26 protein-coding genes are annotated in these 24,798 nt (G+C 67.3%); 20 read left to right on the top strand and 6 right to left on the bottom strand.

Annotated features, from left to right (window positions below; genetic code table 11):
* Positions 1-120 precede the first annotated feature (120 nt).
* On the bottom strand, positions 121-1,611 hold the full coding sequence (locus tag C8C93_RS23095) for a PLP-dependent aminotransferase family protein (protein ID WP_121508437.1): 1,491 nt from the start codon (positions 1,609-1,611) through the stop codon (positions 121-123).
* A gap of 147 nt (positions 1,612-1,758) precedes the next feature.
* Here C8C93_RS23095 and C8C93_RS23090 point away from each other — a divergent pair, with 147 nt between their 5' ends.
* The 13 genes from C8C93_RS23090 to C8C93_RS23030 all read left to right on the top strand — a co-directional run bounded on the left by C8C93_RS23090 (position 1,759) and on the right by C8C93_RS23030 (position 11,444).
* Positions 1,759-2,373, top strand: a complete 615-nt coding sequence (locus C8C93_RS23090; RefSeq protein WP_121508436.1) for a LysE family translocator — start codon at positions 1,759-1,761, stop codon at positions 2,371-2,373.
* Positions 2,370-3,284: a DMT family transporter gene (locus C8C93_RS23085; protein ID WP_121508435.1), complete on the top strand. Its 915-nt coding sequence runs from the start codon at positions 2,370-2,372 to the stop codon at positions 3,282-3,284. The genes C8C93_RS23090 and C8C93_RS23085 overlap by 4 nt, the downstream gene beginning before the upstream one ends.
* A complete protein-coding gene (locus tag C8C93_RS23080) occupies positions 3,281-3,751 on the top strand; it encodes a RidA family protein (protein ID WP_121508434.1) in 471 nt (156 codons plus the stop codon). Before C8C93_RS23085 ends, C8C93_RS23080 begins: the two co-directional genes overlap by 4 nt.
* A 5-nt stretch (positions 3,752-3,756) precedes the next feature.
* The gene (locus tag C8C93_RS23075) at positions 3,757-4,086 is read left to right on the top strand and encodes a DHCW motif cupin fold protein (RefSeq protein ID WP_121421313.1); all 330 of its coding nucleotides are present in this window, start codon (positions 3,757-3,759) and stop codon (positions 4,084-4,086) included.
* A gap of 32 nt (positions 4,087-4,118) precedes the next feature.
* Positions 4,119-4,430, top strand: coding sequence for a cupin domain-containing protein (locus C8C93_RS23070; protein ID WP_233559546.1), 312 nt, complete (start codon positions 4,119-4,121; stop codon positions 4,428-4,430).
* Positions 4,427-5,632, top strand: coding sequence for a PLP-dependent aminotransferase family protein (locus C8C93_RS23065; protein WP_199727064.1), 1,206 nt, complete (start codon positions 4,427-4,429; stop codon positions 5,630-5,632). Before C8C93_RS23070 ends, C8C93_RS23065 begins: the two co-directional genes overlap by 4 nt.
* A gap of 148 nt (positions 5,633-5,780) precedes the next feature.
* The gene (locus tag C8C93_RS23060) at positions 5,781-6,407 is read left to right on the top strand and encodes a glutathione S-transferase (protein WP_121508432.1); all 627 of its coding nucleotides are present in this window, start codon (positions 5,781-5,783) and stop codon (positions 6,405-6,407) included.
* 14 nt (positions 6,408-6,421) lie between these two features.
* The gene (locus tag C8C93_RS23055) at positions 6,422-7,285 is read left to right on the top strand and encodes a PhzF family phenazine biosynthesis protein (protein WP_121508431.1); all 864 of its coding nucleotides are present in this window, start codon (positions 6,422-6,424) and stop codon (positions 7,283-7,285) included.
* 172 nt (positions 7,286-7,457) lie between these two features.
* Positions 7,458-8,333: a PhzF family phenazine biosynthesis protein gene (locus C8C93_RS23050; protein ID WP_121508430.1), complete on the top strand. Its 876-nt coding sequence runs from the start codon at positions 7,458-7,460 to the stop codon at positions 8,331-8,333.
* Positions 8,334-8,362: 29 nt separating this feature from the next.
* Positions 8,363-9,049: a VOC family protein gene (locus C8C93_RS23045; RefSeq protein WP_233559545.1), complete on the top strand. Its 687-nt coding sequence runs from the start codon at positions 8,363-8,365 to the stop codon at positions 9,047-9,049.
* Between the two features lie 5 nt (positions 9,050-9,054).
* Positions 9,055-9,696 (top strand): LysE family translocator, encoded by a 642-nt coding sequence (locus C8C93_RS23040; RefSeq protein ID WP_121508429.1) that lies wholly within the window; start codon positions 9,055-9,057, stop codon positions 9,694-9,696.
* Positions 9,693-10,676: a threonine dehydratase gene (locus C8C93_RS23035; protein ID WP_121508428.1), complete on the top strand. Its 984-nt coding sequence runs from the start codon at positions 9,693-9,695 to the stop codon at positions 10,674-10,676. The genes C8C93_RS23040 and C8C93_RS23035 overlap by 4 nt, the downstream gene beginning before the upstream one ends.
* Positions 10,677-10,772: 96 nt before the next feature.
* The gene (locus tag C8C93_RS23030) at positions 10,773-11,444 is read left to right on the top strand and encodes a histidine phosphatase family protein (protein WP_121508947.1); all 672 of its coding nucleotides are present in this window, start codon (positions 10,773-10,775) and stop codon (positions 11,442-11,444) included.
* A gap of 176 nt (positions 11,445-11,620) precedes the next feature.
* On the opposite strand, the gene C8C93_RS23025 is transcribed toward C8C93_RS23030, so the two are convergent.
* From C8C93_RS23025 to C8C93_RS23015, 3 genes are read right to left on the bottom strand one after another with little or no spacing between them, the layout of a single operon-like run.
* Positions 11,621-12,085 carry a GNAT family N-acetyltransferase gene (locus C8C93_RS23025; RefSeq protein WP_055398331.1) on the bottom strand — a complete coding sequence of 155 codons (465 nt, stop codon included), beginning with the start codon at positions 12,083-12,085 and terminating at the stop codon, positions 11,621-11,623.
* 34 nt (positions 12,086-12,119) lie between these two features.
* On the bottom strand, positions 12,120-12,980 hold the full coding sequence (locus C8C93_RS23020; protein WP_121508427.1) for a creatininase family protein: 861 nt from the start codon (positions 12,978-12,980) through the stop codon (positions 12,120-12,122).
* A gap of 31 nt (positions 12,981-13,011) precedes the next feature.
* Complete coding sequence (locus C8C93_RS23015; RefSeq protein WP_121508426.1) at positions 13,012-13,371, bottom strand: hypothetical protein; 360 nt, start codon at positions 13,369-13,371, stop codon at positions 13,012-13,014.
* A gap of 112 nt (positions 13,372-13,483) precedes the next feature.
* Here C8C93_RS23015 and C8C93_RS23010 point away from each other — a divergent pair, with 112 nt between their 5' ends.
* The 4 genes from C8C93_RS23010 (at position 13,484) to C8C93_RS22995 (ending at position 21,261) form a co-directional block, all read left to right on the top strand.
* On the top strand, positions 13,484-14,245 hold the full coding sequence (locus C8C93_RS23010) for an alanyl-tRNA editing protein (RefSeq protein ID WP_121508946.1): 762 nt from the start codon (positions 13,484-13,486) through the stop codon (positions 14,243-14,245).
* Between the two features lie 178 nt (positions 14,246-14,423).
* Positions 14,424-18,236: a DUF748 domain-containing protein gene (locus C8C93_RS23005; RefSeq protein ID WP_121508945.1), complete on the top strand. Its 3,813-nt coding sequence runs from the start codon at positions 14,424-14,426 to the stop codon at positions 18,234-18,236.
* Between the two features lie 114 nt (positions 18,237-18,350).
* Positions 18,351-20,600, top strand: a complete 2,250-nt coding sequence (locus C8C93_RS23000) for a protein-disulfide reductase DsbD (RefSeq protein WP_199727063.1) — start codon at positions 18,351-18,353, stop codon at positions 20,598-20,600.
* Positions 20,601-20,646: 46 nt separating this feature from the next.
* Positions 20,647-21,261 (top strand): thioredoxin family protein, encoded by a 615-nt coding sequence (locus C8C93_RS22995; protein WP_121421326.1) that lies wholly within the window; start codon positions 20,647-20,649, stop codon positions 21,259-21,261.
* A 9-nt stretch (positions 21,262-21,270) separates the two neighbouring features.
* On the opposite strand, the gene C8C93_RS22990 is transcribed toward C8C93_RS22995, so the two are convergent.
* The gene (locus C8C93_RS22990; protein WP_121508424.1) at positions 21,271-21,621 is read right to left on the bottom strand and encodes an MliC family protein; all 351 of its coding nucleotides are present in this window, start codon (positions 21,619-21,621) and stop codon (positions 21,271-21,273) included.
* 105 nt (positions 21,622-21,726) lie between these two features.
* On the opposite strand from C8C93_RS22990, the gene C8C93_RS22985 reads away from it, so the two are divergent.
* On the top strand, positions 21,727-22,242 hold the full coding sequence (locus tag C8C93_RS22985) for a CoA-binding protein (RefSeq protein ID WP_121508423.1): 516 nt from the start codon (positions 21,727-21,729) through the stop codon (positions 22,240-22,242).
* An 88-nt stretch (positions 22,243-22,330) separates the two neighbouring features.
* Positions 22,331-23,656, top strand: a complete 1,326-nt coding sequence (locus C8C93_RS22980; RefSeq protein ID WP_121508422.1) for an O-acetylhomoserine aminocarboxypropyltransferase/cysteine synthase family protein — start codon at positions 22,331-22,333, stop codon at positions 23,654-23,656.
* On the opposite strand, the gene C8C93_RS22975 is transcribed toward C8C93_RS22980, so the two are convergent.
* The gene (locus tag C8C93_RS22975; protein WP_158603289.1) at positions 23,653-24,108 is read right to left on the bottom strand and encodes an isoprenylcysteine carboxylmethyltransferase family protein; all 456 of its coding nucleotides are present in this window, start codon (positions 24,106-24,108) and stop codon (positions 23,653-23,655) included. The two genes, C8C93_RS22980 and C8C93_RS22975, sit on opposite strands and share 4 nt — an antisense overlap.
* A gap of 90 nt (positions 24,109-24,198) precedes the next feature.
* On the opposite strand from C8C93_RS22975, the gene C8C93_RS22970 reads away from it, so the two are divergent.
* The gene (locus tag C8C93_RS22970; protein ID WP_121508420.1) at positions 24,199-24,792 is read left to right on the top strand and encodes a Crp/Fnr family transcriptional regulator; all 594 of its coding nucleotides are present in this window, start codon (positions 24,199-24,201) and stop codon (positions 24,790-24,792) included.
* Positions 24,793-24,798: the final 6 nt, after the last annotated feature.

Raw genomic sequence — 24,798 nt, 5'->3', positions numbered from 1 at the left:
CCAAGGGGGACGCCACCGGTGGCCCGGCAAAGCCGGTTCCACGGTGGCACTGGCTGGGGCCGCGCCAGTATTTGCCGACAGCGCCAGTCTGGGACATGGGCTCAAAGGCAGTGGGTCGGCTCACCGTGCCTGCTCATCGCGCACCCGCGCAAAAGTCTTCCAGAACTCCGCCTCCTGCGTGGTCGCAAAGTTGATGCGCATGAGGGTGCTGGGTTGGCGCTCTGCATGGAACAGCGCGCCCGGCGCCAGCAGGTAGCCCTCGTCGAGCATGCGCTGCGACAGCGCGTCGGTGTCGACCCCTGTCTCCACCCAGCCAAACAGGCCCACGGGCTCGGCCGCAAAGGTGCAGCCCGCGCCCAGCGCCAGCTTCACGCTGCGTGCACGCGCAGCGTCGAGCCGCGTGCGGATGCGCTCGGCGTGGCGGCGCAGTTGGCCCTGTTCGATGCACAGGGCCAGGGCTTTTTCCAGCAGCGCGGGCGTGGTCAGCGTGGCCAGCAGTTTGGTGTCCAGCAATTGCTCCACCAGCGGGGGCGGTGCGGCCATGAAACCGATGCGCCAGTTGGGCGCGAGGATCTTGGCAAAGCCGCTCACGTAGATGGTGCGCTGCAGCCCATCGAGCGCCGTGAGGCGCGTGGCGTGCTCAGGCGCGATGTGGCTGTAGGTATCGTCCTCCACCACATGGAAGTTGTACTGGTTGGCCAGCTGCAGGATGCGATGTGCGCTGCCCGGAGACAGGCAGTAGCCCGTGGGGTTGTGGAACACGCTCACGCTCACGTAAAGCTTGGGCTCGTGCACCTCGCAGTACTTCGCCATGACCTCCAGGTCTGGCCCGTCGGCACGGCGCGGCACCGGCAGGATGTGCATGCCCAAAGCAGACAAGCGCGCAAACTCCACCGCCCAGCCGGGCTCCTCCACCATCACCGGGTCGCCCGGGCGCAGCAGCGTGCGGCTCACGATGTCGAGCGCGTGCGTGGCACCCACGGTGGTGATGATGTTTTCGGGGGCCGCATGCACATTCAGCGTGGCCAGCTTCTTGGACAGCACCCGGCGCAGCCCCGTGTCGCCCAGAGGCTCGCCGTACTGCAGCGAAAAATCATTCAACGCGCGTGTGCTGGTCACCTTGCGCACAGCGGCGGGCATGAAGGTGGACTCCAGCCAGGCAGGCGGAAACACGCCCATGCCGGGCTGCGGCTTGTCGCTGATCTTGTGGAACATGCCCCGAATCAGCGCCGTGGCGTTGACGGGAGGCGCCCCCCGCGCAGCACCGCGCCCGGCGCCGCGCGCGGCAAACCAGTGCGCGGTGCTCCAGTTGCCCATGGCACGCTCGACTTCCTGGGCGCCCGCGTCGTCGTCCTCAGCGCCCCTGTCCAGCAACCCGTTGGCCATCTCGCGCACAAAAAAGCCCCGGTTCTTGCGCGCCTCCACCAGCCCCTGCGCCAGCAATTGGTCGTACGCTGCCACCACAGTGGAAGGGCTCACGCCATGCTGCTGCGCGCACTGCCGCACCGAAGGCAGGCGTGCGCCGGGCGCCAGCAGCCGGTTGCGGATGCGCTCGCCAAAACGCGCCGACAGCTGCTCGGTCAGCGACTGGGTGGTGGTTTTCATCAGCATGGCGGTGTCCTTGTGTACTGTTATCGCAGCCAATACAGATCACGAACTGCCCTGCTTAACTGTACTGGTTGTGTACTGGCATCGAAGATTACATTGAAGCCCAGGCGCTGACAAGCCACCCGCCATAAAGCCCGGACCCACCTGCCCATGACCGCCCCCGAACTGACTGCCCTGCTGCTGTTCTGCACCGCGATGAGTTTTTCGCCGGGGCCCAACACCACCTTGTCCACTGCGCTGGCCGCGAACCTGGGCCTCAAGCGCGCCCTGCGCTTTTGCTTTGCGGTGCCCACAGGCTGGACGCTGCTCATGCTGGGCAGCGGCCTGGGCCTGGGCGCCCTGATTACCGGAGTGCCCGCGCTGCGCTGGGCCGTAACGCTGCTGGGCGTGGCCTACATGCTCTGGCTGGCCTGGAAGCTCAGCCGCGCAGGCAAGATGACCGAGATCGACACCACGCGCCTGAACGTGACCTTCTGGCAGGGCGTGGGTCTGCAGTTTGTGAACATCAAGGCCTGGATGCTGGCGCTCACGCTCAGCGCAGGCTGGGTGATCAACGCCGCAGGCCAGCCCTCGACCAATCCGGGCGAGCGCCTGGCCATCATCTGCGGGGTGATGATGGTGTTTGCGTTCACCAGCAACTTTGCCTACGCGCTCATCGGCTCGCTGCTGCGCCAGTGGCTGGCGCAGGGCCAGCGCCTGCTCTGGTTCAACCGCGCACTGGCCCTGGTGCTCGTTGCCACTGCCCTTTGGATGCTCGCGCTATGAACAACGCACAAGAACGCGAGGCGCTGGTCTGGGGGCTGGTGGGCGTCACCCTGTTTGCGGCCACGCTGCCGATGACCCGCCTCGCCGTGGGGCCCACCGACGCGCCGCAGCTGTCGCCCTGGTTCGTCACATTCGGCCGCGCTGCCGTGGCAGGGCTGCTGTCCATCGCCTACCTGTGGCTGCAGCATGCGCGCGGGCGCCTCAACCTGCCGCAGAAAGCAGAATGGCCGCTGCTGGCCATCACGGCCTTTGGCGTAATCGTGGGGTTTCCGCTGTTTCTGGCTCTGGCGTTGCGCCATGTGCCCAGCACACACGGGGCCGTGGTCACCGCCTTGCTGCCACTGTCCACCGCCTTGCTCGGCGCGCTGTGGTACCGGCAAAGGCCCTCCGCCGGATTCTGGGCCTGTGCGGTGCTGGGCAGCAGCCTGGTGCTGGGCTTCATGGTGTGGCGGGCCGGTGGCATCTACCTGGGTGCAGCCAACATCTATCTGCTCATAGCCATGACCACGGGCGCGTTCGGCTACATCGGCGGCGCCCGCCTCACGCCACGCCTGGGGGCCGAGCAGGTCATCTGCTGGGTACTGGTGTGCTCCCTGCCGCTGACCATTCCCATCGCCTGGTGGTTTGCACCGGCCGTGCCCTCGGCCATTGGCGGCATGAGCTGGCTGGGCTTTGTCTACGTGGCGCTGTTCTCGATGTGGATCGGCTTCTTCGCCTGGTACCGGGCGCTGGCACTGGGCGCCGTGCGCGTGAGCCAGATCCAGCTGATCCAGCCGTTCCTGAGCCTGCTCTTCGCCGTGCCGCTGCTGGGAGAGCGGCTGGATACCGTCACGGTGGTGTTTGCATTGGCCGTGATTGCCACCGTGTTTGTGGGCAAGAAGATGCCCGTTCACCAAGGAGCCGCCGCATGACCTCCATCGACCCGGAACAACGCCTGCAGCAGCTGGGCCTGGTGTTGCCCGCCGTGACCGCACCCCGTGGCAACTTCGACGCCTATGTCCTCGACGGCAACACGCTGTACCTGTCGGGCAAGGGCGCTCCCGCCCGCGAAGACATGGCCACCGTGCCCAAGGTAGGGCGCGAAATCAGCGCCATTGAAGCCAGGGACCATGCCCGCGAGGTGGGACTGCACCTGATCGCGACGATGAAGGCTGCACTGGGCGACCTCTCGCGGGTGCGCCGCGTGGTCAAGATGCTGGGCATGGTCAACGCCACCCCCGACTTCATGCAGCACACCGAGGTCATCAACGGCTGCTCGGACCTGCTGGTCGAGGTGTTCGGCGACGCGGGGCGGCATGCGCGCTCTGCCGTGGGCGTAGGCTCCCTGCCGCGTGGCTTCGCGGTGGAGATTGAAGCGGTGGTTTCCCTGAAAGACTGACAGCCATGCAGATACACAACATCCCGTTTGCCACCACCGACTGGTCCAGCATTCCCCGCGAAGAAAAAAGCGCACAGGCAGGCCAGGCCTTCTGGCGCACGCAGCAGTTCGGCGACATGCGCGTGCGCATGGTGGAGTACACGGCCGGATACGTTTCGGACCACTGGTGTGTCAAGGGCCATGTGCTGCTGTGCCTCAGCGGAGAATTGCACACCGAACTGGCCGACGGCCGCCGTTTCACGCTGACGCCGGGCTTGAGCTACCAGGTGGCGGACAACGCCGAGCCCCACCGTTCCAGCTCACCCCAAGGGGCAACCCTGTTCATCGTGGACTGACCAGGAAGATGGGAACTCCTGTGAAATACTCCGTGGAACACGCATTGCAGCAGCTACCTGGCCCGGCCGGCGAGCGGTTCGTGGAACTCTTGCGCCACGGCAGCATGCGCACGGAGCTGTATGCGCCATGCGGCAACGACCCGCAGCAGCCGCACGCACAGGACGAGTTGTATTTCATCCAGCGTGGAAGCGGAGAATTCGTGCAAGGTGAAGCCCGCCACCACTTTGCAGCCGGAGACGCCTTTTTTGTACCTGCGGGACAGCACCACCGCTTTGAGAATTTTTCTGACGACTTTGCAACATGGGTAGTCTTTTGGGGACCGCCCGGAGGAGAACGAGAGTGAAACTGAACGACCTTCCACAGACCAGCACCTGGACCCTGGCGCGCCGCGCCGAGCGCATGAACCCTTCGGTCATCCGCGAAATCCTCAAGGTCACGGAAAAGCCCGGCATCATCAGCCTGGCGGGCGGCCTGCCCTCGCCCAAGACTTTCCCGGTGTCGGCCTTCGCCGAAGCCTCGGCCGCCGTGCTGGCCAATGACGGCCCCGCTGCCCTGCAATACGCCGCCAGCGAAGGGTATGCCCCGCTGCGCCAGGCCATCGCGGACTTCCTGCCCTGGGATGTGGATGCCGACCAGGTGCTCATCACCACCGGCTCGCAGCAGGCGCTGGACCTGATCGCCAAGGTGCTGATCGACACCGACAGCCGCGTGCTGGTGGAAACACCCACCTACCTGGGCGCGCTGCAGGCCTTCACGCCCATGGAGCCTGCCGTGGTGTCCGTGGCCAGCGATGACGAAGGTGTGCTCATCGACGACCTGAAGGCCAAGGTGGGCAAGGGTGCCAACAAGGCGCGCTTTTTGTACGTGCTGCCCAACTTCCAGAACCCCACGGGCCGCACCATGAGCGAAGCACGCCGCGCCGCCCTGGTGCAGGCTGCCGCTGAACTGAATCTGCCGCTGGTAGAAGACAACCCCTACGGTGACCTGTGGTTTGACAACCCGCCACCCGCGCCGCTGACGGCCCGCAACCCTGAAGGCTGCATCTACATGGGCTCGTTCTCCAAGGTGCTGGCACCCGGCCTGCGCCTGGGTTTTGTGGTGGCGCCCAAGGCGGTTTACCCCAAGCTGCTGCAGGCCAAGCAGGCCGCCGACCTGCACACGCCCGGCTACAACCAGCGCCTGGTGGCCGAGGTGATGAAGGGCAATTTCCTGGACCGCCATGTGCCCACCATCCGCGCGCTGTACAAGCAGCAGTGCGAAGCCATGCTGACCGCGCTCGACAAGGAAATGCAGGGCCTGGGCGTGCAGTGGAACCGCCCCGACGGCGGCATGTTCCTGTGGGTGCGCTTGCCCGAAGGCATGAGTGCCGTCGAGCTGCTGCCCAAGGCGGTGGAGCGCAACGTGGCCTTCGTGCCCGGCGCGGCGTTTTATGCCGACAACGCCGACCCGCGCACACTGCGCCTGTCGTTCGTCACATCGACGGTAGAGCAGATTGCCACCGGCATTGCTGCGCTGGCAGCGGCGATCAGAGATGGCACCCCCTGAGTCGCTGCGCGCCTTCCCCCTCTCTCGCTGCGCGGGAGGGGAACGCACCCGGTGGCCTGGCAAAGCCAGTTCCACGGGTGCACTGGTATGGGCGCGCGTCCACCGCAAGCGTCACCGATCGAATAACCATTGTGAAAGTTGATCCAATATGCTGAGGCTCTGGGGGCGCCTGTCGTCGATCAATGTGCGCAAGGTCGTGTGGACTGCGCAGGAGCTGGGCATCACGCTGCAGCGCACCGACGCGGGCGGCCAGTACGGTATCGTGCGCGAGGCGCACTATCTGGGTCTCAACCCCAACGGCTTGGTGCCGCTGATCGAGGATGAGGACACGGGCACCGTGCTGTGGGAATCCAACCCCATCGTGCGCTACCTGTGTGCCCGGCATTCCCTGGGCAACCTGTACCCCGAAGACCTGCGCTCGCGCTTTGTGGCCGAGCAGTGGATGGACTGGCAGCAGACCACCCTGAACCCGGCCGGGCGCGATGCCTTTGTGCAGTGGATACGCACCCCAGCGGCCCAGCGGGACGACGGGCTGATTGCAGCATCCGTGGCGGCCACGGAGCCTCTGATGGGACTGCTGGATGCGCATCTGGCGCGCCAGCCCTTCATGGCGGGCGACCGGTTCACCATGGCGGACATCCCTGTGGCCTGCGAGATCCACCGATGGTGGGGCCTGCCACAAGAACGTGTGGCGCGCCCTCACCTGGAGCGGTGGTACAACACGGTCAGCACCCGGCCCGGCGCACGCGGGGTGCTGGACCAGCCCCTGTCGTGATCCCGGAGCCCCCCATGCACCAGCGTCCCTTCAAGCAAATCGATGTGTTCAGCGATCGCCCGGGTTTTGGCAACCCGGTCGCCGTGGTGCTGGATGCCGAGGGCCTGAGCGACAGCGACATGCGCCGCTTTGCGGCGTGGACCAACCTGTCGGAAACCACCTTTCTGCTGCCCGCCACCGAGGCCGGGCGCGCCGCGGGTGCCGACTACCGCCTGCGCATCTTCAGCCCCAATGGCGAACTTCCCTTTGCGGGGCACCCCACGCTGGGCACCTGCCATGCGTGGCTGCAGGCGGGCAACACGCCACGCCAGCAGGGCATGGTGATCCAGGAGTGCGCGCTGGGTTTGGTGCGTATCGCGCAGGCCGATGGCACCCTGGCCTTTGCCGCCCCGCCCCTGAAGCGCAGCGCGCCCAGCCCGGCCCTGGTGCCGCTGATTGCGAGCGCGCTGGGCCTGCGCCCCCCGCAGATCCTGGGGGCACAACTGCTGGACAACGGCCCGGTGTGGCTGGGCCTGCTGCTCGACAGCGCAGACACCGTGCTGGGCCTGCGACCGGACCACGCGCGCCTGAAAGACCTGGGCCAGGACGTGGGCGTGATCCATGTCGGCCCCACCGCCAGCGACACCGCCCAGCCCGGCGTGGTGGTGCGCGCCTTTGCCGCCCCCATGGGCAACCCCGAAGACCCGGTCACCGGCACCTTGAACGCCAGCTTGGCCGAGTGGCTGATTGCCGATGGCCTGGCGCCACGCAGCTATCTGGTCGCCCAGGGTGAATGCCTGGGCCGCGCCGGCCGCGTGCACATCCGCCAGGACGACGATCACCAGATCTGGGTAGGCGGGCGCGCAGTCACCTGCATCGAGGGCACGGTGCTGCTATGAATTTGATGGTTTCCGTGCCGCGCCCCAGCGGCTGAATTTCACGCCTGCGGGCTCCTGACGGGGCCTACCGAATCCACACCAAAAACACCGGGCACCACACCCGGTAAGCCCCCGGCGTGCCTCCACCGTCACCTCACTGGCCGTATCACCGATTTTTCTACCAAGGACCACCATGCAACAGCGCCCCTTCCAACAAGTCGATGTTTTCACCGCCCAGGCCTACCGGGGCAACCCGCTGGCCGTGGTGCTCGATGGCACGGGCCTGTCCACCGAGACCATGCAGGAGTTCACGAACTGGACCAACCTGTCCGAAGCCACCTTCTTGTTGCCACCCACTCCCGAAGGCCGCGCCGCCGGTGCCGACTACCGCGTGCGCATCTTCTGCCCCGGGCGCGAACTGCCTTTTGCCGGCCACCCCACGCTGGGCAGCTGCCACGCCTGGCTGCAGGCCGGGGGCAAGCCCCAGGTAGCAGGCAAGGTGGTGCAGGAATGCGGCGTGGGCCTGGTCACGCTGCGCCAGGATGGCGACCGCCTGGCTTTTGCCGCGCCTGCGTTGATCAAAAGCGGCCCGCTGGCGGAAGACGACGTGGCCTTGATTGCCAGGGGCCTGGGGGTGGACCGCAGCGACATCCTGCACCACGCCTGGTGCGACAACGGCCCCAACTGTCGCGGGGTGATGCTGCGCTCGGCTGAGCAGGTGCTGGCGCTCAAGCCCAACGCCAGCATCCTCGGCCAACTCGATGTGGGCGTGGTGGGACCGCGCGGAAAAGTGGGTGTCATCGGCAGCACGGACGCAGAAGGCGTCGCCTTCGAGGTGCGCGCTTTTTTCCCCGGCAACAACAGCCTGGCCGAAGACCCCGTCACCGGAAGCCTGAATGCCGCGCTGGCGCAGTGGCTCATCGGCGCCGGGCTGGCCCCCACGCAGTATGTGGCCGCCCAAGGCACCTGCCTGGGGCGCGCCGGGCGGGTGTACGTGCAGCAGGACGGCGACACCATCTGGGTGGGCGGCAGCTCGGTCACCTGCGTGTCGGGCGAGGTGCTGCTGTGACCACGGCCATCCCCCAGCACCCACCCTGCGTGGACCACCTGGTTGTGTTGGCTACGGACCTCGCCAGCGGCGTGGCATGGTGCGAGCGCACGCTGGGCATCGCCCCCACGGCGGGCGGTGAACACCCGCTGATGGGCACACACAACCGCATCATCAACGTCTCCAGCCCGGCGCATTCGCGCGTCTATCTGGAGATCATTGCTATCAATACAGCAGCACCCCCCACAATATCAGCGGGCGCAAGGCGCTGGTTTGACATGGACGATGCGGCTCTGCAGCAGCAGGTGGCAGCGCACGGCCCGCAGCTCATCCACTGGGTGGCCTCCGTGCCCGACGTGGCCGAGCGGTGTGCCGCGCTGGGGGCGCTCGACATCGAGCGCGGCGCCATCGTCACCGCCAGCCGGCCCACGCCAAACGGCCTGCTGCAATGGCAGATCACCGTGCGCGACGACGGCCTGCGCCTCATGGACGGCTGCCTGCCCACCCTCATCCAGTGGGGCGGCGTGCACCCGTGCAGCAGCCTGCCCGCCAGCGGCGTGCAACTGCAGCGGCTAACGCTGCAGCATCCGCAGGCCGCCACGCTGCAGGCCGCGTGCGAAGCGGTGGGGGTAGCAAACTGCGTCGCCATCACACCCGGCGACACGCCCCGGCTCACCGCTCAGCTCAGCACGCCACGGGGTCCGGTCACCCTCTCGTCGTTCACCCCTCAGGAGTAACCGCCATGCTTTTCTCTGTACAGGAACTGCTGCTCTTCACACTCGCCGCGCTGGTACTGGTGCTCACGCCGGGCCCCAACATGGTGTATTGCGTTTCGCGCAGCCTCACCCAGGGGCCGCGCGCCGGGCTTGTCTCGCTGACCGGGGTGGTGCTGGGTTTTGTCGTGCACCTGCTGGCAGCGGCGCTGGGCCTCACCGCGCTGCTCGCCGCCGTGCCACTGGCGTTTGACGCCATCCGCTACGCCGGTGCCGCCTACCTGCTGTGGATGGCCTGGCAGGCCGTCAAACCCGGCGGCGCTGCTCCCTTCGAGGCGCGCAACCTGCCGCACGACAGCCCGCGCACGCTGTTCCTGATGGGCTTCATGACCAACCTCCTGAACCCCAAGGTGGCCATGTTCTACCTATCGTTCTTCCCGCAGTTCCTGCACCCCGAGCGCGGCCAGCTGCTGCAACAAAGCCTGACGCTGGGCGCGGTGCAGATCAGCACCAGTGCCGCCGTGAACGCGCTGCTGGTGCTGGGTGCCGCGCGCGTGGCGCTGTTCCTCAACCGCAATGCTGCATGGATGCGTGCCCAGCGCTATTTCATGGGCACCGTCCTCGGTCTGCTCGCCCTCAAACTGTTGACTGAAAAGAAAGCCGCCGCATGAACACCCGCCTCGACCCCACCGCCCTGCTGCCCACCCTGGCCGACATCGAAGCCGCTGCCGAGGTGGTGTACCGCGACTTCGCCGCCACGCCCCAGTACCGCTGGGGCCTGCTCAGCCAGCGCCTGGGCACCGACTGCTGGCTCAAGCACGAGAACCACACGCCGGTGGGCGCCTTCAAGATCCGCGGCGGGCTGACCTACTTTGACCAGCTCGCACAACGCGGCTCGCTGCCCATGGAAGTGATCAGCGCCACACGCGGCAACCACGGCCAGAGCATGGGCTGGGCCGCGCGCCGCCACGGCGTGGCCTGCACCATCGTCGTGCCACGCGGCAATTCGGTCGAGAAAAACGCTGCCATGCGCGCACTGGGCGTCACGCTCATCGAACACGGCGACGACTTCCAGGAAGCGCGCGAACACGCCATCCAGCTCGCGGCCCAGCGCGGCGCCCACATGGTGCCCAGCTTCCACCCCGACCTGCTGCGCGGCGTGAGCACGTATTGGTGGGAGTTCTTGCGCGCCGTGCCTCAGCTCGACGTGGTGTATGTGCCCATCGGCCAAGGCTCGGGTGCGTGCTCGGCCATCGCGGCCAAGCTGGCCCTGCAGCACTCGGTGCGCGTGGTCGGCGTTGTGAGCAGCCACGCCACCACGTACGCCGATTCGCTGGCCGCCGGCCGCGTGGTCGAGGCGCCCGTCACCACCCAGCTCGCCGACGGCATGGCCTGCCGCGTGGCCGACCCCGAAGCCCTGGCCGTGATGGCCCCGCACATCGACCATATCGTGCAGGTAAGCGATACCGAAGTGGCCGCCGCCATGCGCGCCTTGTTCACCGACACGCACAACGTGGCCGAGGGTGCAGGCGCTGCGGCGCTGGCGGCAGCGCTGCAGGAACGCGACCAGCTCCAGGGCTTGCATGTGGGCCTGGCGTTGACAGGCGGCAACGTGGACGCGCCGATGTTCAGCAGCGTTCTGGCAGGCTGATCCCGTTGCACACACAAGCTACCATGCTATTCATTCAGTAGCATTGGTCGCTTGTGTGACAAGCGCCAGGGCCCTGTTCTGGCCACAATCCGCCGCATGGGAACCCTCTACCTCGTGCGCCACGGCCAGGCCTCGTTTGGCGCAGATGACTATGACGTGCTCAGCGCGCGCGGGCGCGAACAGGCCGTGCGCCTGGGCGAATACTGGCAAGCGCGGGGGATGGCGTTCGACGCCGTCATCACCGGCACGCTGCGCCGCCACACGCAAACGCTGGAAGGCATTGCCGAAGGCTTGCAGACCATGCCCCAAGTGCTTCAATTGCCGGGCCTCAACGAATACGACAGCCATGCACTCATCGCGGCCATCCACCCGCAGCCGCTGGGCAAAGCCGATACGCCCGAGTTGTACCGCGCGCACTTTCGCATCCTGTGCGACGCGCTGGCGCAGTGGATGGCGGGCGTCATCAGCCCGCAGGGCATGCCGACGTGGAACGAATTTTCTGCTGGCGTGCGCGCTGCGCTCGACCATGTGCGCCACCACCACGCGGGCCACAACGTGCTGCTGGTAAGCAGTGGCGGCCCCATTTCCACGGCCGTGGGCGAGGTGCTGGGCACCGCACCCGAGGTGACCATTGCGCTGAACATGCGCATCCGCAACAGCGCGGTGACGGAGTTCTCGATCTCGCCCAAGCGGCTGATGCTGCAGACGTTCAACACGCTGCCGCACCTGAACGAGCTGGAGCATGCGGGATGGGTGACGCATGCTTGACGCCTGCGGTCGGAATTTTGGGTGTTTTTGGCTTCTAGCGCCTATTGGATAAGCGCCAAAAGCTATGCAATTTATAGCAAACTGACATTCCTGGCCCCCCACTGCGCCCGGCAGCAGCACCGCGACTCCAGGCCGCTCCCACACCGGAATCCGTGTTGGGTAACCTTACCGCCCCTCTACAAATCCAGCGCCAGAAACCGGGTTCCCGGCACCGGGTTGAAGCTCACGGGCTCAGCCGTGACAAAGCCCAAGGATTCATAGAGCCTTTGGGCCGCAACAAATTCGGGAAGCACGTCCAGGCACATGCGCCGGTAGCCGGCCTCCCTCGCGACGCGCAGCATCTCCTCGACCAGCTTCCGCCCCAGATCCATCCCCCGGGCCACAGGCCGCACATACACGCGCTTCAACTCGCAGGTGCCATCCTCCACACGGCGCAGGGCCGCACAGCCCACCACACGGCCCTCGACGACGGCCAGCAGGACACCGCCATCGGGCTCCGCGTACTTGCCGGGCAGCTCCGCGAACTCCTGCTCATAGTCCTGAAAATCGAGATTGGCGGTCGGACTCTGGACGTACTCGCGAAAGATCGCGGTGACTGCGGGGAGATCGTCGGGGAAGATGGCGCGCCGGATCGTGGTCATGCGGGGACGGACGGGAGGGGTTGCGCAAATGCGCTCATTCGGTCTCGGGGCGCACAGTCTGCAGCGGCAGGTGCACCAGCTCCTGCAGCAGCGCCACCAATTGCCCTGCCGCAGCGTCCACCACCGCCTGCCCTCTGTCGGCCGTGGCTCCAGCCGCATTGCCCACCGCACCGGCCGGGTGGTAGTCCTGCATCTGCCAGCCCAGCTTGGCGCTTTTGCCGTTGCCCAGAATGGCGTAGCGCTCCGACCGGTCCTGCGACGTGGAGCGGAAATCCCGCGCATGCTCCATGTGCACCGTGCCGGGTGCCAAGTGCAGCATCATCGAGGTCTCGATCTCGCCCGCGTGGATGCCAAAGCGGTGCTCCTGGGCGCTGAACTGGCCTGCCACCGCCTCGGGCAGCGGCAGGCTGAACCAGCTGGCACTGTAGACGATCAGGTCGCAGCGCGTGCGCAGCTCGCGCGCCACGATGTCCATCACGCTGACCTGGCCACCGTGGCCGTTGAACAGCAGCAGCTTCTTGATGCCCGCACGGGCCACACATTCACCGATCTCGGTCCACAGCGCAATCACCGTGGCGGGAGACAGCGTGAGCGTGCCCGGAAAGCGGATGTGCTCCGGGCTCAGGCCCACGTTCTGCGGGGGCAAGAACAGCGCGGGCAGGTCGGCGGGCAGTTGCGGCAATGCAGCGTCGATCACGCCCTGCAGTAGCGTGGCGTCCACCGACAGCGGCAGGTGCGGGCCATGCTGCTCGACGGCGGCCACGGGCAACACCGCTACGACCTGATCGGCCTGGCCGCTGTGCTGCAGCGCGGCAAAGTCGCGGGTGGACAGGTCGGCCCAAAAGTGCGAGGGCAAGGAGAGTGGTGCAGATTGGGGCGCGGCGGCAGCGGTCATGCCGCGATGTTAGGGCCTGTTCCGGGGCGCGTCACTTCAGCGCCATCTTGCCCAGCCACACCAGCAGGTGTGCCACGCCCATCACCAGCAGAGCGGTGGATGCCAGACCACTGGCCCAGCTGCCCAGGCCACGGCGGCGCTGCCAGGCGCGTACCACCAGAGCCACCACCCAGCCCACCGCTGCCAGCCCGGCCCACAGCATCCACAACAGCCCCACGCCCAGGCAGCCAAAGCTCTCGCAGTACAGCGTGAAGGTGTAGTAGGACAGGCCCCCCAATGCCACGCAAAGCCCCAGCAACAGCACGTCCAGCGTGCGCGAGACCCACACCGCCCTGCGCGAAAGCGGGGCCGAAGAAGACGACTGTGGCGACGAGGGCAAGGGCGTGTTCATGAAAAACCGAAGGTGGAGCGGCGCGGGATGATGGGTGGCAGAAGCCCCTGCAGCCCAGCATAGCGCCCACCCCACCGCCGCGCGCCGCCGCCCATCCCGCTACCATCACCGCATGACCCAAGACCTCTTCCGCCAAGACGCCTACCTGCGCGAATGCAGCGCCCACATCACCGCCGTGACCGATGTCGGCATCGTGCTGGACCAGACCGTGTTCTACCCCCTGGGCGGCGGCCAGGCCGGTGACAGCGGCGTGCTGGTGCTGGCCGACGGCACCGAGATCGCCATCACCGACACCCGCAAGGGCAAGGACGCCGAAGGCAACCCCATCAGCGACATCGTGCACATCCCCGCCCCCGGGCAGGAAGACCGCGTGGCGCAGCTGGCCCAACAGGGACCAGGCACCGCCGTCACGGCCCGCATCGACTGGGAGCGCCGCCACCGCATGATGCGGCTGCACACCACCAGCCACCTGCTGTGCCATGTGGTGCCGCAGCTGGTCAACGGCTGCTCCATCACGCCCGACTATGCGCGGCTGGACTTTGCGATGACCGACCCGCTGGACAAGGAGCAGCTGACCGCCGCCATCGCCACCCTGGTGGCCGCTGCGCACCCGCTCACCGTGGCCTCGATCAGCGACGAAGAACTGGACGCCAACCCCGCGCTGGTCAAAAGCATGAGCGTGCAGCCCCCGCGCGGCACCGGGCGCATCCGCACCATCCGCATCGGTGGCGAAGACAACGCGCCGCTGATCGACCTGCAGCCCTGCGGCGGCACGCATGTGGCCAACACGTCGGAGATCGGCGCCATCGTGGTGACCAAAATCGAGAAAAAGAGCGCAACGACTCGACGGGTGGTACTGGGCTTTGCTCAGTGAGCGCAGCGACGAGCACGCTCCTCAAATGTCAACAATCTTGAGCCGCCGCAGCCCCCGGTTGCAATGGCTTACCCCGCCAGACCCACAACGGGGACAATAGCGGCCCGCGCGCGCGGCCTTTTTTGGACTTCTTGCACCCGGCTTCCTGGGGCTGCGGCGCTCACTTTTGCCTGCCGCCATGCCGATCTCCCTGCGCTCCGTCTCGTCTGCCTCCCTGCGCCAGCACCGCTGGTTCCGCCCTGTCGTCCGCGCGCTGGCGGGTTTGATCGTCCTGTGGCTGGTCACCTGGCTGGCCATTCCGCCGCTGGTCAAGGGGCCGCTGGAGCGCATTGCGTCCGAACAACTGGGCCGCACCGTCACCGTGGGGGGCATCGACTTTGAGCCCTGGAGCTTGGAATTCGCCCTGCGCGACGTGGCCGTGGCAGGTGCCAACGGCGCGCCCCCACAGCTGACCATTGGCCGAGTCTATGCCGATGGCGAGTTGCAGTCGCTGCTGCGCCTGGCGCCCGTGGTGGACGCCTTCACCATCGAAAACCCGGTGCTGCGCATCACCCACCTGGGCGACGGCCGCTATGACGTGGACGACATCATCGCCAAGGTCACCGCGCCCACCACCGAACCCGAGCCCGACAAAGGCCCCGCACGGGTGGCGCTGTACAACCTGGCACTGACGGGTGGCAGCATCGACTTCTCGGACACCGCCGTGGATAAAACCCACGAGGTGCGCGACCTGGCCCTCAAGGTGCCTTTCATCAGCACCTTGCCGTCGCAACGCGAGGTGAAGGTCGAGCCCCACCTGGCGTTCACGCTCAATGGCAGCCGGTTTGACTCGTCCGCCCAGGGCACGCCGTTTGCGCAGACCGGCCAGGCTGACGCGCAGATTCGGCTGGACGGGCTGGACCTCGCGCCCTACTTGGGCTATTTGCCAGCCAACCTGCCCGTCAAGGTGTTGGGCGCCACGCTGGATGCGGATGTGAAGGTGGCCTTTGAGCAGCACCCGCGCATGGCCGTGAAGCTGACCGGCACCGTGCAAGCCAGCGGCGTACGCATCGCAGACCGCCAGGGCGCCGACCTGCTGAGCTATGAGCGCCTGAAAGTCGACATGGCCGATGTGCGCCCTCTGGACCAGGTGGTGCGACTGCAGCATGTGGAGCTGACCGCGCCCGTGGTCACCGCCACGCGCGATGCAGCAGGCCAGATCAACCTGGCGCAACTGGCACCGCCTGCACCGCCGCCATCGGCGGTCAAGGGCAAGACCCCCGCACCTGCGGCACCTGCATCTGCTGAACCGGCGTCTTCGCCACTGGCCGGCGCCAGCGCAGCATCGGCCTCTGCCTCGCCCGCTTCCTCCAGCAAAGCCAAGGCCAAGGCCGCACCCGCCTGGGTAGTAGAAGTCGCCACCGCCGCCGTGCGCGGCGGCACCCTGCGCTGGGCCGACCAGACCACGCGCCCCGCAGCGGCCCTGCAGGCCACCGAGGTCACACTGGATGCGGCCGACGTCGCCGTCCCCTTCGCCAAACCCTTTACCTTCAAAGGCGGGCTCAACCTGCAGGGCAGCACACTCAGCTTCACCGGTGAAGCCACGGACCAGAAGGCCCAGGTCAACGCCACCCTGAACGCCCTGGCCCTGCAACTGGCCGCGCCCTATCTGGCCCAGACGCTGGAGCCCACGGTGTCCGGCCAGCTCACGGGCGATGTGGGCGTGGTGTGGCAAGCGCCCACACCGCAAGCCGCGCAGGCAGGCGCCACCGGCGTCACCCTCAAGGCAGGCCCCTTGGCGCTGGAACAACTGGCCGTCAAGCAAGGCAAGACCACCTTGGCCAGCCTGGGCAAGCTCGACATTGCCGGGGCCGAAGTGCCCCTGGACGCACGCGCCGCCACGCTGGAGCGCCTGGCCATCAGCCAGCCGCAACTGGCGGTGGAACGGGGCGCGGACGGGCGCTGGATGTTCGAGCGCTGGCTCAAGGCAGCGCCCTCCGTGCAAGGCAGCGCAACGACCGACCCAGCCCCCGCCAGCAACGCCGCGCCCTGGAAGCTGCGCGTGGCCGATTTCTCGGTGCAAGGCGGCACCGTCTCGCTGGCCGACAACGCCCAGCCGCGCCCCGTGGCGCTGGACGTGACGGCCCTGGGCATCACCGCCCGCAACCTGGCCAGCGACGGCAGCAAGCCCGAAGCCTTCACGCTCACCGCCCGCGCCGCCGCACCGGGCAAGGGCAGCAAGGCCGCGCCGGGCAAGCTCGACTACCAGGGCACGCTGGCCCTGCAGCCGCTGGCCACCCAGGGCAAGCTCGACGCCACCCGCCTGCCGCTGCACGCACTCGACGGCTACCTGGCCAGCCAACTGTCGGTAGAACTGCTGCGCGCCGATGTGGGCTACCGGGGCCAGGTGGCCCTGGCGCAGACTGACAAAGGAGTCAGCCTGCGTCTGAGCGGTGATGCCGTGGTGGAAGACCTGCAGGCCAACAGCACCGCCGCCTTCACCCCCAAGACCGAGGCCCAGGTGGGTGAGGAACTGCTGGCCTGGAAGAGCCTGAACCTGCGCGGCCTGGCCGTGGCCACCGCCCCCGGCACCGCGCCGCGCGTGGAGGTCAAGGAGACCAGCCTGGTGGACTTTTTTGCCCGGGTCACCATCAACGAGGCCGGCCGCATCAACCTGAGCGACATTGCCAAGACCCCGGCCGAGGCACGTGCGGCCAATGCGGCCAGCGCTGCGGCCAGCACGGCCGCCCCCACGGCATCGGCCCCCGCCTCAGCCGCATCGGCAACGCCCACCGCCCCTGCCCAGGCTGCGGTGGCCCAGGCCGACCCGCTGGCCCCTGTGGTGGTCTTTGGCCCCGTGAGCCTGGTCAACGGCAAGGTGCTGTTCTCGGACTTTTTCATCAAGCCCAACTACTCGGCCGACCTGTCGGAGCTGACTGGCAAGCTCAGCGCGTTCTCGTCCGAAGCCTCGGGTGGCGAGCCCGTGCTGGCCGACCTGGAGCTGCGCGGCCGCGCCGAGGGCTCGGCGTCGCTCGAAGTGACCGGCAAACTCAACCCGCTGGCCAAACCGCTGGCCCTCGACATTGTGGGCAAGGTGCGCGACCTGGAGCTGCCCCCGCTCACGCCCTATTCCGTCAAATACGCGGGCCATGGCATCGAGCGCGGCAAACTCAGCGTGGACGTGAACTACAAGGTGCTGCCCAACGGCCAGCTCACCGCCAGCAACCGGCTGGTGCTCAACCAGCTGACCTTTGGCGAGCCCGTGGAGGGCGCGCCCAACAGCCTGCCCGTGAAGCTGGCCGTGGCCCTGCTGGCTGACCGCCAGGGCGTGATCGACCTGGACCTGCCCATCAGCGGCTCGCTCAACGACCCGCAGTTCCGCATTGGCCCGGTGATCTTCAAGATCATCGTCAACCTCATCGGCAAGGCGCTGACCTCGCCCTTCAGCCTGCTGGCCAGCGCCTTCGGCAGTGGCGACGAGATGAGCCACGTGCCCTTTGCCCCTGGCAGCGCCACCCTCACACCCGAGGCGCAGCAGAACCTGGACAAGGTGGCCAAGGCCCTGGCCGACCGCCCCGCGCTCAAGATCACTGTGACCGGCACGGCCAGCCTGCAGGACGAGCGCGAAGGCCTGCGGCGCGAGAGCCTGCAACAACGGGTGCTGGCCGAAAAACGCCGCGCCAATCCGGGCGATACCGCCCCCGTATCGGCCGCCGAATACCCCGCCCTGCTCAAGGAGGTGTACCGCCGCGCCGACATCCCCAAGCCGCGCAACCTGGTCGGCCTGGCCAAGGAGCTCACGGTGCCCGAGATGGAAGCCCTGCTGCTGGCCAACCAGCCCGCCACCGAGGCCATGGCCGCCGAACTGGCCACGCAGCGCGGCCAGGCGATCCGCGCCTATCTGGTGGCGCAGAAGCTGCCAGTAGAGCGGTTGTTCGTAGCGGCCCCCAAGGCTGGCAAACAGCCCGAAAAGTGGACCCCGCGTGCGGATTTGAGCCTGGCGACACAATAGGCGCCTGGCTGGCGGAAGGTTCCGGGGAATCCCCCTCCGCCAGTCTGATCGCCCCGCAGGCAGAGCACAGGGGCGCCGGAACCAAACCCGCCCTGCCAGCTCCCACACTGCACCATGCCTTCACGCCCGCTTTACCGCCTCGCAGTTACTCTGTTTTTGATAGCTGCAAGCGCTTTATGGACGGGCGCAAATGCCCAATTCAGCCCCAAAACCAGCGGACAGGGCACCAGCGTGGTCACCACGCCCTATGTTCGCGCCGAGTTGCTGGCCCATGCGCCCCAGGGCGTGGCGCCCGGCCAGCCGCTGTGGCTGGGCCTCTCGATCACCCACCAGCCCGAGTGGCACACCTACTGGAAGAACCCTGGCGATTCTGGCCTGCCCACCGACCTGGCCTGGACGCTGCCAGCCGGTCTGGACGCGGGCGAGATCGCCTGGCCCCTGCCCAAGAAGATCCCCATCGGCACGCTGGCCAACTATGGCTACGAAGGCACGGTGCTGCTGCCCGTACCCGTCACCGTGGCCAGCAGTTTTGCCCCCAGCCCGTTGGCCAAGGACGCAACGATCAAGCTGCGCGCCTCCTGGCTGGTGTGCCGCAAGGAGTGCATTCCCGAAGAAGGCGAATTCACGCTGCAGTTGCCCATCCAGAGCACCACGGCGCTCAACGGCGCCGCCTTTGAGGCGGCCGCCAAGGCCCTGCCCCAACCCGTGCTGGCAGGCACCAACGGCATCGTGCCGGACAGCCAGGCGCAGATTGCCGACGGCAACCTGCTGAACGTCAGCGTGCAGGGCCTGCCCGTGGCGCTGCGTGGCAAGACACTGGACCTGTTCCCCGAAACCGCCGAAGTCATCGACAACGCCGCGCAGTGGAAGCAGGCCTGGAACGGCAGCGTGTGGACCGCGCAGATTCCCCTGTCTGCCCAGCGCAGCGCCAGCCCCAGCCTGATGCCCGTGGTGCTGGCCGAGCAGTCGCCCGCACATGCCACTGGCCCCGACACGCGCACCGGCTACCGCGCAGAGCTGAAGGTGCTGGGCACCTGGCCGCAGGTGGCGTCGGTTGCCAGCGTGTCGCCCGCGCTGGAGGCCGCGCTCAAGGCCAATGCTGCGCAGGCAAGCGGCGCTGCCGCGCCAGCCATGGGCTCCGGCGCCTCGTCCCTCACCCTCACGGCCGCGCTGCTGGGCGCCTTGCTTGGCGGGCTCATCCTCAACCTCATGCCCTGCGTGTTCCCGGTGCTGGCGATCAAGGTGGTGGGCTTTACCCAGCATGCGCAAGACCGGCGCGCGCACCGCGTGAGCGGCATCGCCTACACAGCGGGTGTGGTGCTGTCGTTCATCGCCCTGGGCGCCCTCATGCTGGGCCTGCGCGCGGCGGGCGAGGCGGTGGGCTGGGGATTTCAGCTGCAATCGCCCGCTGTGGTGGCATCGCTGGCGGCGCTGTTCACGCTGATCGCGCTGAACCTCGCGGGCGTGTTCGAGTTCGGGCATTTCCTGCCGTCCTCGGTGGCCAGCCTGCAGGCCCGCCACCCGGTGGCCGACAGCTTCCTCACCGGCGTGCTGGCCGTGGCCGTGGCATCCCCCTGCACGGCGCCGTTCATGGGCGCATCCCTGGGCCTGACCGCCACGCTGCCCGCGCCCCAGGCGCTGGCCGTGTTTGCGGCGCTGGGGCTGGGGCTGGCGCTGCCGTACCTGGCAGCCAGCTTTGTGCCCGCCGTGGCGCGCGCCCTGCCACGCCCCGGTGCGTGGATGGACACCTTCCGCAAGCTGATGGCCTTCCCCATGCTGGCCACTGTCGTCTGGCTGGTGTGGGTGCTGGGCCAGCAAAGCGGCATCGACGGCGCGGGGGCGCTGCTGATCCTGCTGGTGGGCCTCTCGCTGGTGGTGTGGGCGCTGTCGCTGGCGGGCCGCGCGCGGGTGTGGATGGCCAGCGTGTCCATCGCGGCCATGGCGCTACTGGTCTGGGCCTTTGCGCCGCACATCACCCACATTCCTACCGCGCAGGCCGCCACGCCCTCCACGCAGGCCTCGGCCACTGGCTGGCAGCCCTGGGAACCCGGCGCGGCCGAGCAGATCGTGGCCGGGGGCCGCCCGGTGTTTGTGGACTTCACCGCCGCCTGGTGCGTGACCTGCCAGTACAACAAGAAGACCACCCTGGCCGATGCCAATGTGCTGGCCGACCTGCAGGCCAAGAACGTCGCCCTGCTGCGTGCTGACTGGACGCGCCGCGACCCTGCCATTACGGCGGCGCTGACCCAGCTTGGACGCAGCGGCGTGCCGGTGTACGTGTTCTACCGCCCCGGCAAGCCGCCGGTGGTACTGACCGAGGTGCTCAGCGTGGACGAGGTGCGTGCCACCATCGCCCAGCTATAGCCCTCCCTGCTTTCGACCACCCGCCAACCCTTCAGGAGACCCTGCCATGAAGCTGCTTCGCCGTACGTTGATCGCCACCGCTGCCCTGGTCGCACTGGGCGCCCAGGCCGCCGCCACCGTGGGCCAGCCCGCGCCCGACTTCACGCTCAAGGACACGTCGGGCAAAACCGTGCGCCTGTCGGACTTCAAGGGCAAACACGTGGTGCTGGAATGGACCAACCCCGGCTGCCCCTTCGTGCGCAAGCACTACGACAGCGGCAACATGCCCGCCACGCAGAAAGACGCCATCGGCAAAGGCGTGGTGTGGCTGTCCATCAACTCCACCGAAAAAGCCAGCAGCGACTACCTGGAGCCCGCCAAGCTGATGGCCTGGAAGCAGGAGCGCAAGGCCGCCCCCACCGCCGTGCTGATGGACGAGGAAGGCACCGTGGGCAAAAGCTACGGCGCCCGCACCACGCCACACCTGTACATCGTCAACCCGCAGGGCGTGCTGGTGTATGCAGGCGGTATCGACAGCATCCCTTCAGCGCGCCCGGCTGACATCGAGAAGGCCACCAACTATGTGAAGGTGGGGCTGGCAGAAGCGCTGGCGGGCAAGCCGATTTCGGCGGCCACGACGCAGCCTTACGGCTGCAGCATCAAGTACAAATCGGCCAGCTGAAAAAGAACTTCAGCGCGCCACGCAGTTCACCCGCAGAGCGCGCGGACTGTGGAAGTACATGGTGTTGCCCTTGCCACGGATGTAGGTGCCGCCATCGCCGTATCCAAAACCCGACGCCACGCGCTCAGGCTGCAGCGGCACGGTGCGGCCATTCATTTCCAGCAACGCAGGGCCATCGGGCTGGGCGGGCCAGTGCACCACCATCATGGGGCCACGGTCACAGGCGTAGGTCGTGATACGCTGGACCTTGGGCACATCGGGGGCACGGGGCGGGGTGCAGGCGCTCAGGGCAAAGGTGGACAAGACAACAGCCGTGGCGACAAGGCCAGTGGTGCGGCGGGCGCGTGGTGGGTTCTGCACGGGATCTCCTCGGATTCTGGGTCGGTGCCACCGTGTTGATGGCAGTGTGGGTGGACAACGCGGGGGTCTGGCGCCGCAGCGTTTCGCCCCCATACACTGCCATGTATGAAACGCACGCCCGACACCATCAGCACCCTGCGCGATATTCTGACGCACTGCCGCACCCTTGCGGTGGTGGGACTGTCGCCCCAATGGCACAGACCCAGCTATTTCGCGGCCAAGTACATGCAGGCACATGGCTACCGCATCGTGCCGGTGAATCCGCTCGTCGCACGGGATGGCGGGCAGATCCTGGGCGAAACCGCCTACGCCAGCGTGACCGAAGCCGCTGCCGCGCTGGCGGCGCAGGGGCAGAAGATCGACATGGTGGACTGCTTTCGCAAAAGTGAGGACATCCCGCCGCTGGCCGATGAAGCCATCGCCATCGGCGCAAAGTGCCTGTGGCTGCAACTGGGGGTGTTCAACGAGGCGGCCAGGCAACGCGCCGAGGCCGCCGGGCTGCAGGTGATCGAAAACCGCTGCGTGAAGATCGAGCACGCGCGGCTGTTTGGCGGCCTGGGCTGGATGGGCGTGAACACACGGGTCATCAGCGCCAAGCGCCCGCGGCAGCTGCCTTACTAGCCAATTCGCAGCCAAGCTCAAAGCTATCAAATTCATAGCTATTAGCGCTTATCCATAAAGCGCTAGCAGCCAATTTCCTCAAAATCCCATGTCCTCAGCCCCCTCCAATGGCGCCGACCGCGAGTTCGGCTTTGGCACCCGCGCCATCCACGCCGGCGCCCAGCCCGACCCCGTGACTGGCGCACGCGCCACGCCCATCCACCAGACGACGAGCTTTGTGTTCGACAACGCCGAGCACGCCAGCAGCCTGTTCAACCTGCAGACCTTTGGCAACGTCTACAGCCGCATCAGCAACCCCACGGTGGCGGTGTTCGAGGAGCGCATTGCGAGCCTCGAAAACGGCCGTGCCGCACTGGCCTGTGCCAGCGGCATGGCCGCGCAGATGGCGGCGCTGCTGGCCATCCTGAAGACCGGGGACCACATCGTGGCGGCCAGCACGCTGTATGGCGGCACGGTGGGGCAGCTGGGCGTGGGCTTCGCGCGCTTAGGGATAGAGACCACCTTTGTGGACCCGGCCGACCCCGAGAACTTTGCCCGTGCCATGCGCCCCAACACCCGCGCCGTGTATGGCGAAACCATCGGCAACCCGCTGGTCAACGTGCTTGACATCGCCGCCGTGGCCGAGGTGGCGCATGCCCACGGCGTGCCGCTCATCATCGACAACACGGTGGCCAGCCCCTACCTGTGCAACCCGCTGGCGCTGGGCGCCGACATCGTGGTGCACAGCGCCACCAAGTACATCGGCGGCCACGGCACCACCATGGGAGGCGTGGTGGTGGAGGGGGGCAAGTTCCCGTGGGACAACGGCAAGTTCCCCGAGATGGTGGAGCCCAGCCGCGCCTACCACGGCGTGAAGTTCTACGAGACCTTTGGCGACTTTGGCTACACCATGAAGGCGCGCATGGAGGTCAACCGCACCTTCGGCGGCGTGCTCTCGCCCATGAACGCGTGGCAACTGTTGCAGGGCGCCGAGACGCTGCACCTGCGCATGCGCGAGCACTGCCGCAATGCGCTGGCCGTGGCGAAGTTTTTGCAGAGCCACCCACAGGTGGCGTGGGTCAACTACCCGGGTCTGGCGGATTCGCCGTACTACGATCTGGCGCAAAAGCAGTTTCGTGCTGTGGACGGTGCGCCGGGCGCCTCGGGCATCCTCACATTTGGCGTGAAGGGCGGCGCTGCGGCGGGCGAGAAGTTCATCGACGCCTGCGAGTTCCTGAGCCACCTCGCCAACATCGGCGACGCGAAGACGCTGGTGATTCACCCCGCATCGACCACCCACCGCCAACTGAGCGAAGAAGAGCTGGCCCGCGCTGGCGTGAGCGCGGACATGGTTCGGCTATCGGTGGGGATTGAAGACCTGGACGACATCCTGTGGGACGTTGACCAGGCACTGGCGCGCTCTCAAGGAGCCTAGATCCAGCGCCGCACATCCCGGCAGTAGTCCGCGTACTGGCGTCCAAAGCGGGCCGCCAGCTTGCGCTCTTCGAGCGGGATGTACCAGCACTGCGCGAGCACAAAAAACTGCAACACCAGCAACCACGGCGACAAAGTGCCCAGCGCCAGCGCCACACCCGCCAGGGCCAGCAGCATGCCCAGGTACATGGGGTTGCGGGTGTGTGCAAACAGGCCCGCTGTGGTGAGCGTGCCGGGCTCGCCAAAGGTGTTGATGTTGGTGCCGATTCGCTTGAACAGGCGGGCATGCCACTGGGCCATGGCCAGGCCCGCCAGCACCAGCACACCCCCAGCCATCCAGGCCAGCACGTAGGCATCGGGGGGCAGCGTGGCCAGGGGCCAGATACGCTGCAGAATCACCATCGCACCCACCGATGCAAACCAGACCACAGGGGGCAGCAGCAAACGTTGCATTCCAACTTCTCCTTGCACAATCAAGACATGGCCCGCAGTCTGCCGATGGCGTGCTGTGCTGGCGATAACCTGGGTTAACGGAGTCCTCTTTTGCCGACCTTTTCTCATTCCACCCACACGGTGCTGGAGCAACTGGCACAGGCCCCGCTGCCCGAGTGGGAGGCTCTGGACCTCGCCACCACGGTGCGGCAGCTGCGGCCGGGCGAGGTGCTGTTCCACGCGGGCGAGGCGCAGCCCCGGGTCTTTGTGGTGAACCAAGGGCTCATCAAGATGGTGTACGAGACGGCCGTAGGTGACGCCTGGGTCAAGGGGTTTGTGCCGGCCGGCATGTGTTTTGCCAGCCTCACGGCACTGCAGCCGGGCGGCGTTACCAGCTACACCGCCCTGGCGGAAGGCGGGCCCTGCACGGTGGAGCAGATCGACCATGCCGCGCTGGAAGCGCTGGCCGCGCGCCACATGGGGTGGCAACGCGCGCTGAGCAATGCCTACCGCATGTACGGCCAGCGCAAGGAGCAGCGCGAGATGGAGTTGCTCACGCTGTCGCCCGAAGAGCGCTACCGGCGCTTTCTGCAGCAGCACCCGCAGATCGCCGCCCAGGTGCGCCAGCGCGACATTGCCAGCTATGTGCGCGTGACGCCGGTGGCGCTCAGCCGCATCAAGGCGCGCATATTGCGCGGCGGCTGACGGCGG

The organism is Acidovorax sp. 93, assembly GCF_003633835.1.
Taxonomy (GTDB): domain Bacteria; phylum Pseudomonadota; class Gammaproteobacteria; order Burkholderiales; family Burkholderiaceae_C; genus Acidovorax; species Acidovorax facilis.
Note: the sequence above shows the minus strand (reverse complement) of the source record. Positions and strands in the feature narration are given on the sequence as shown.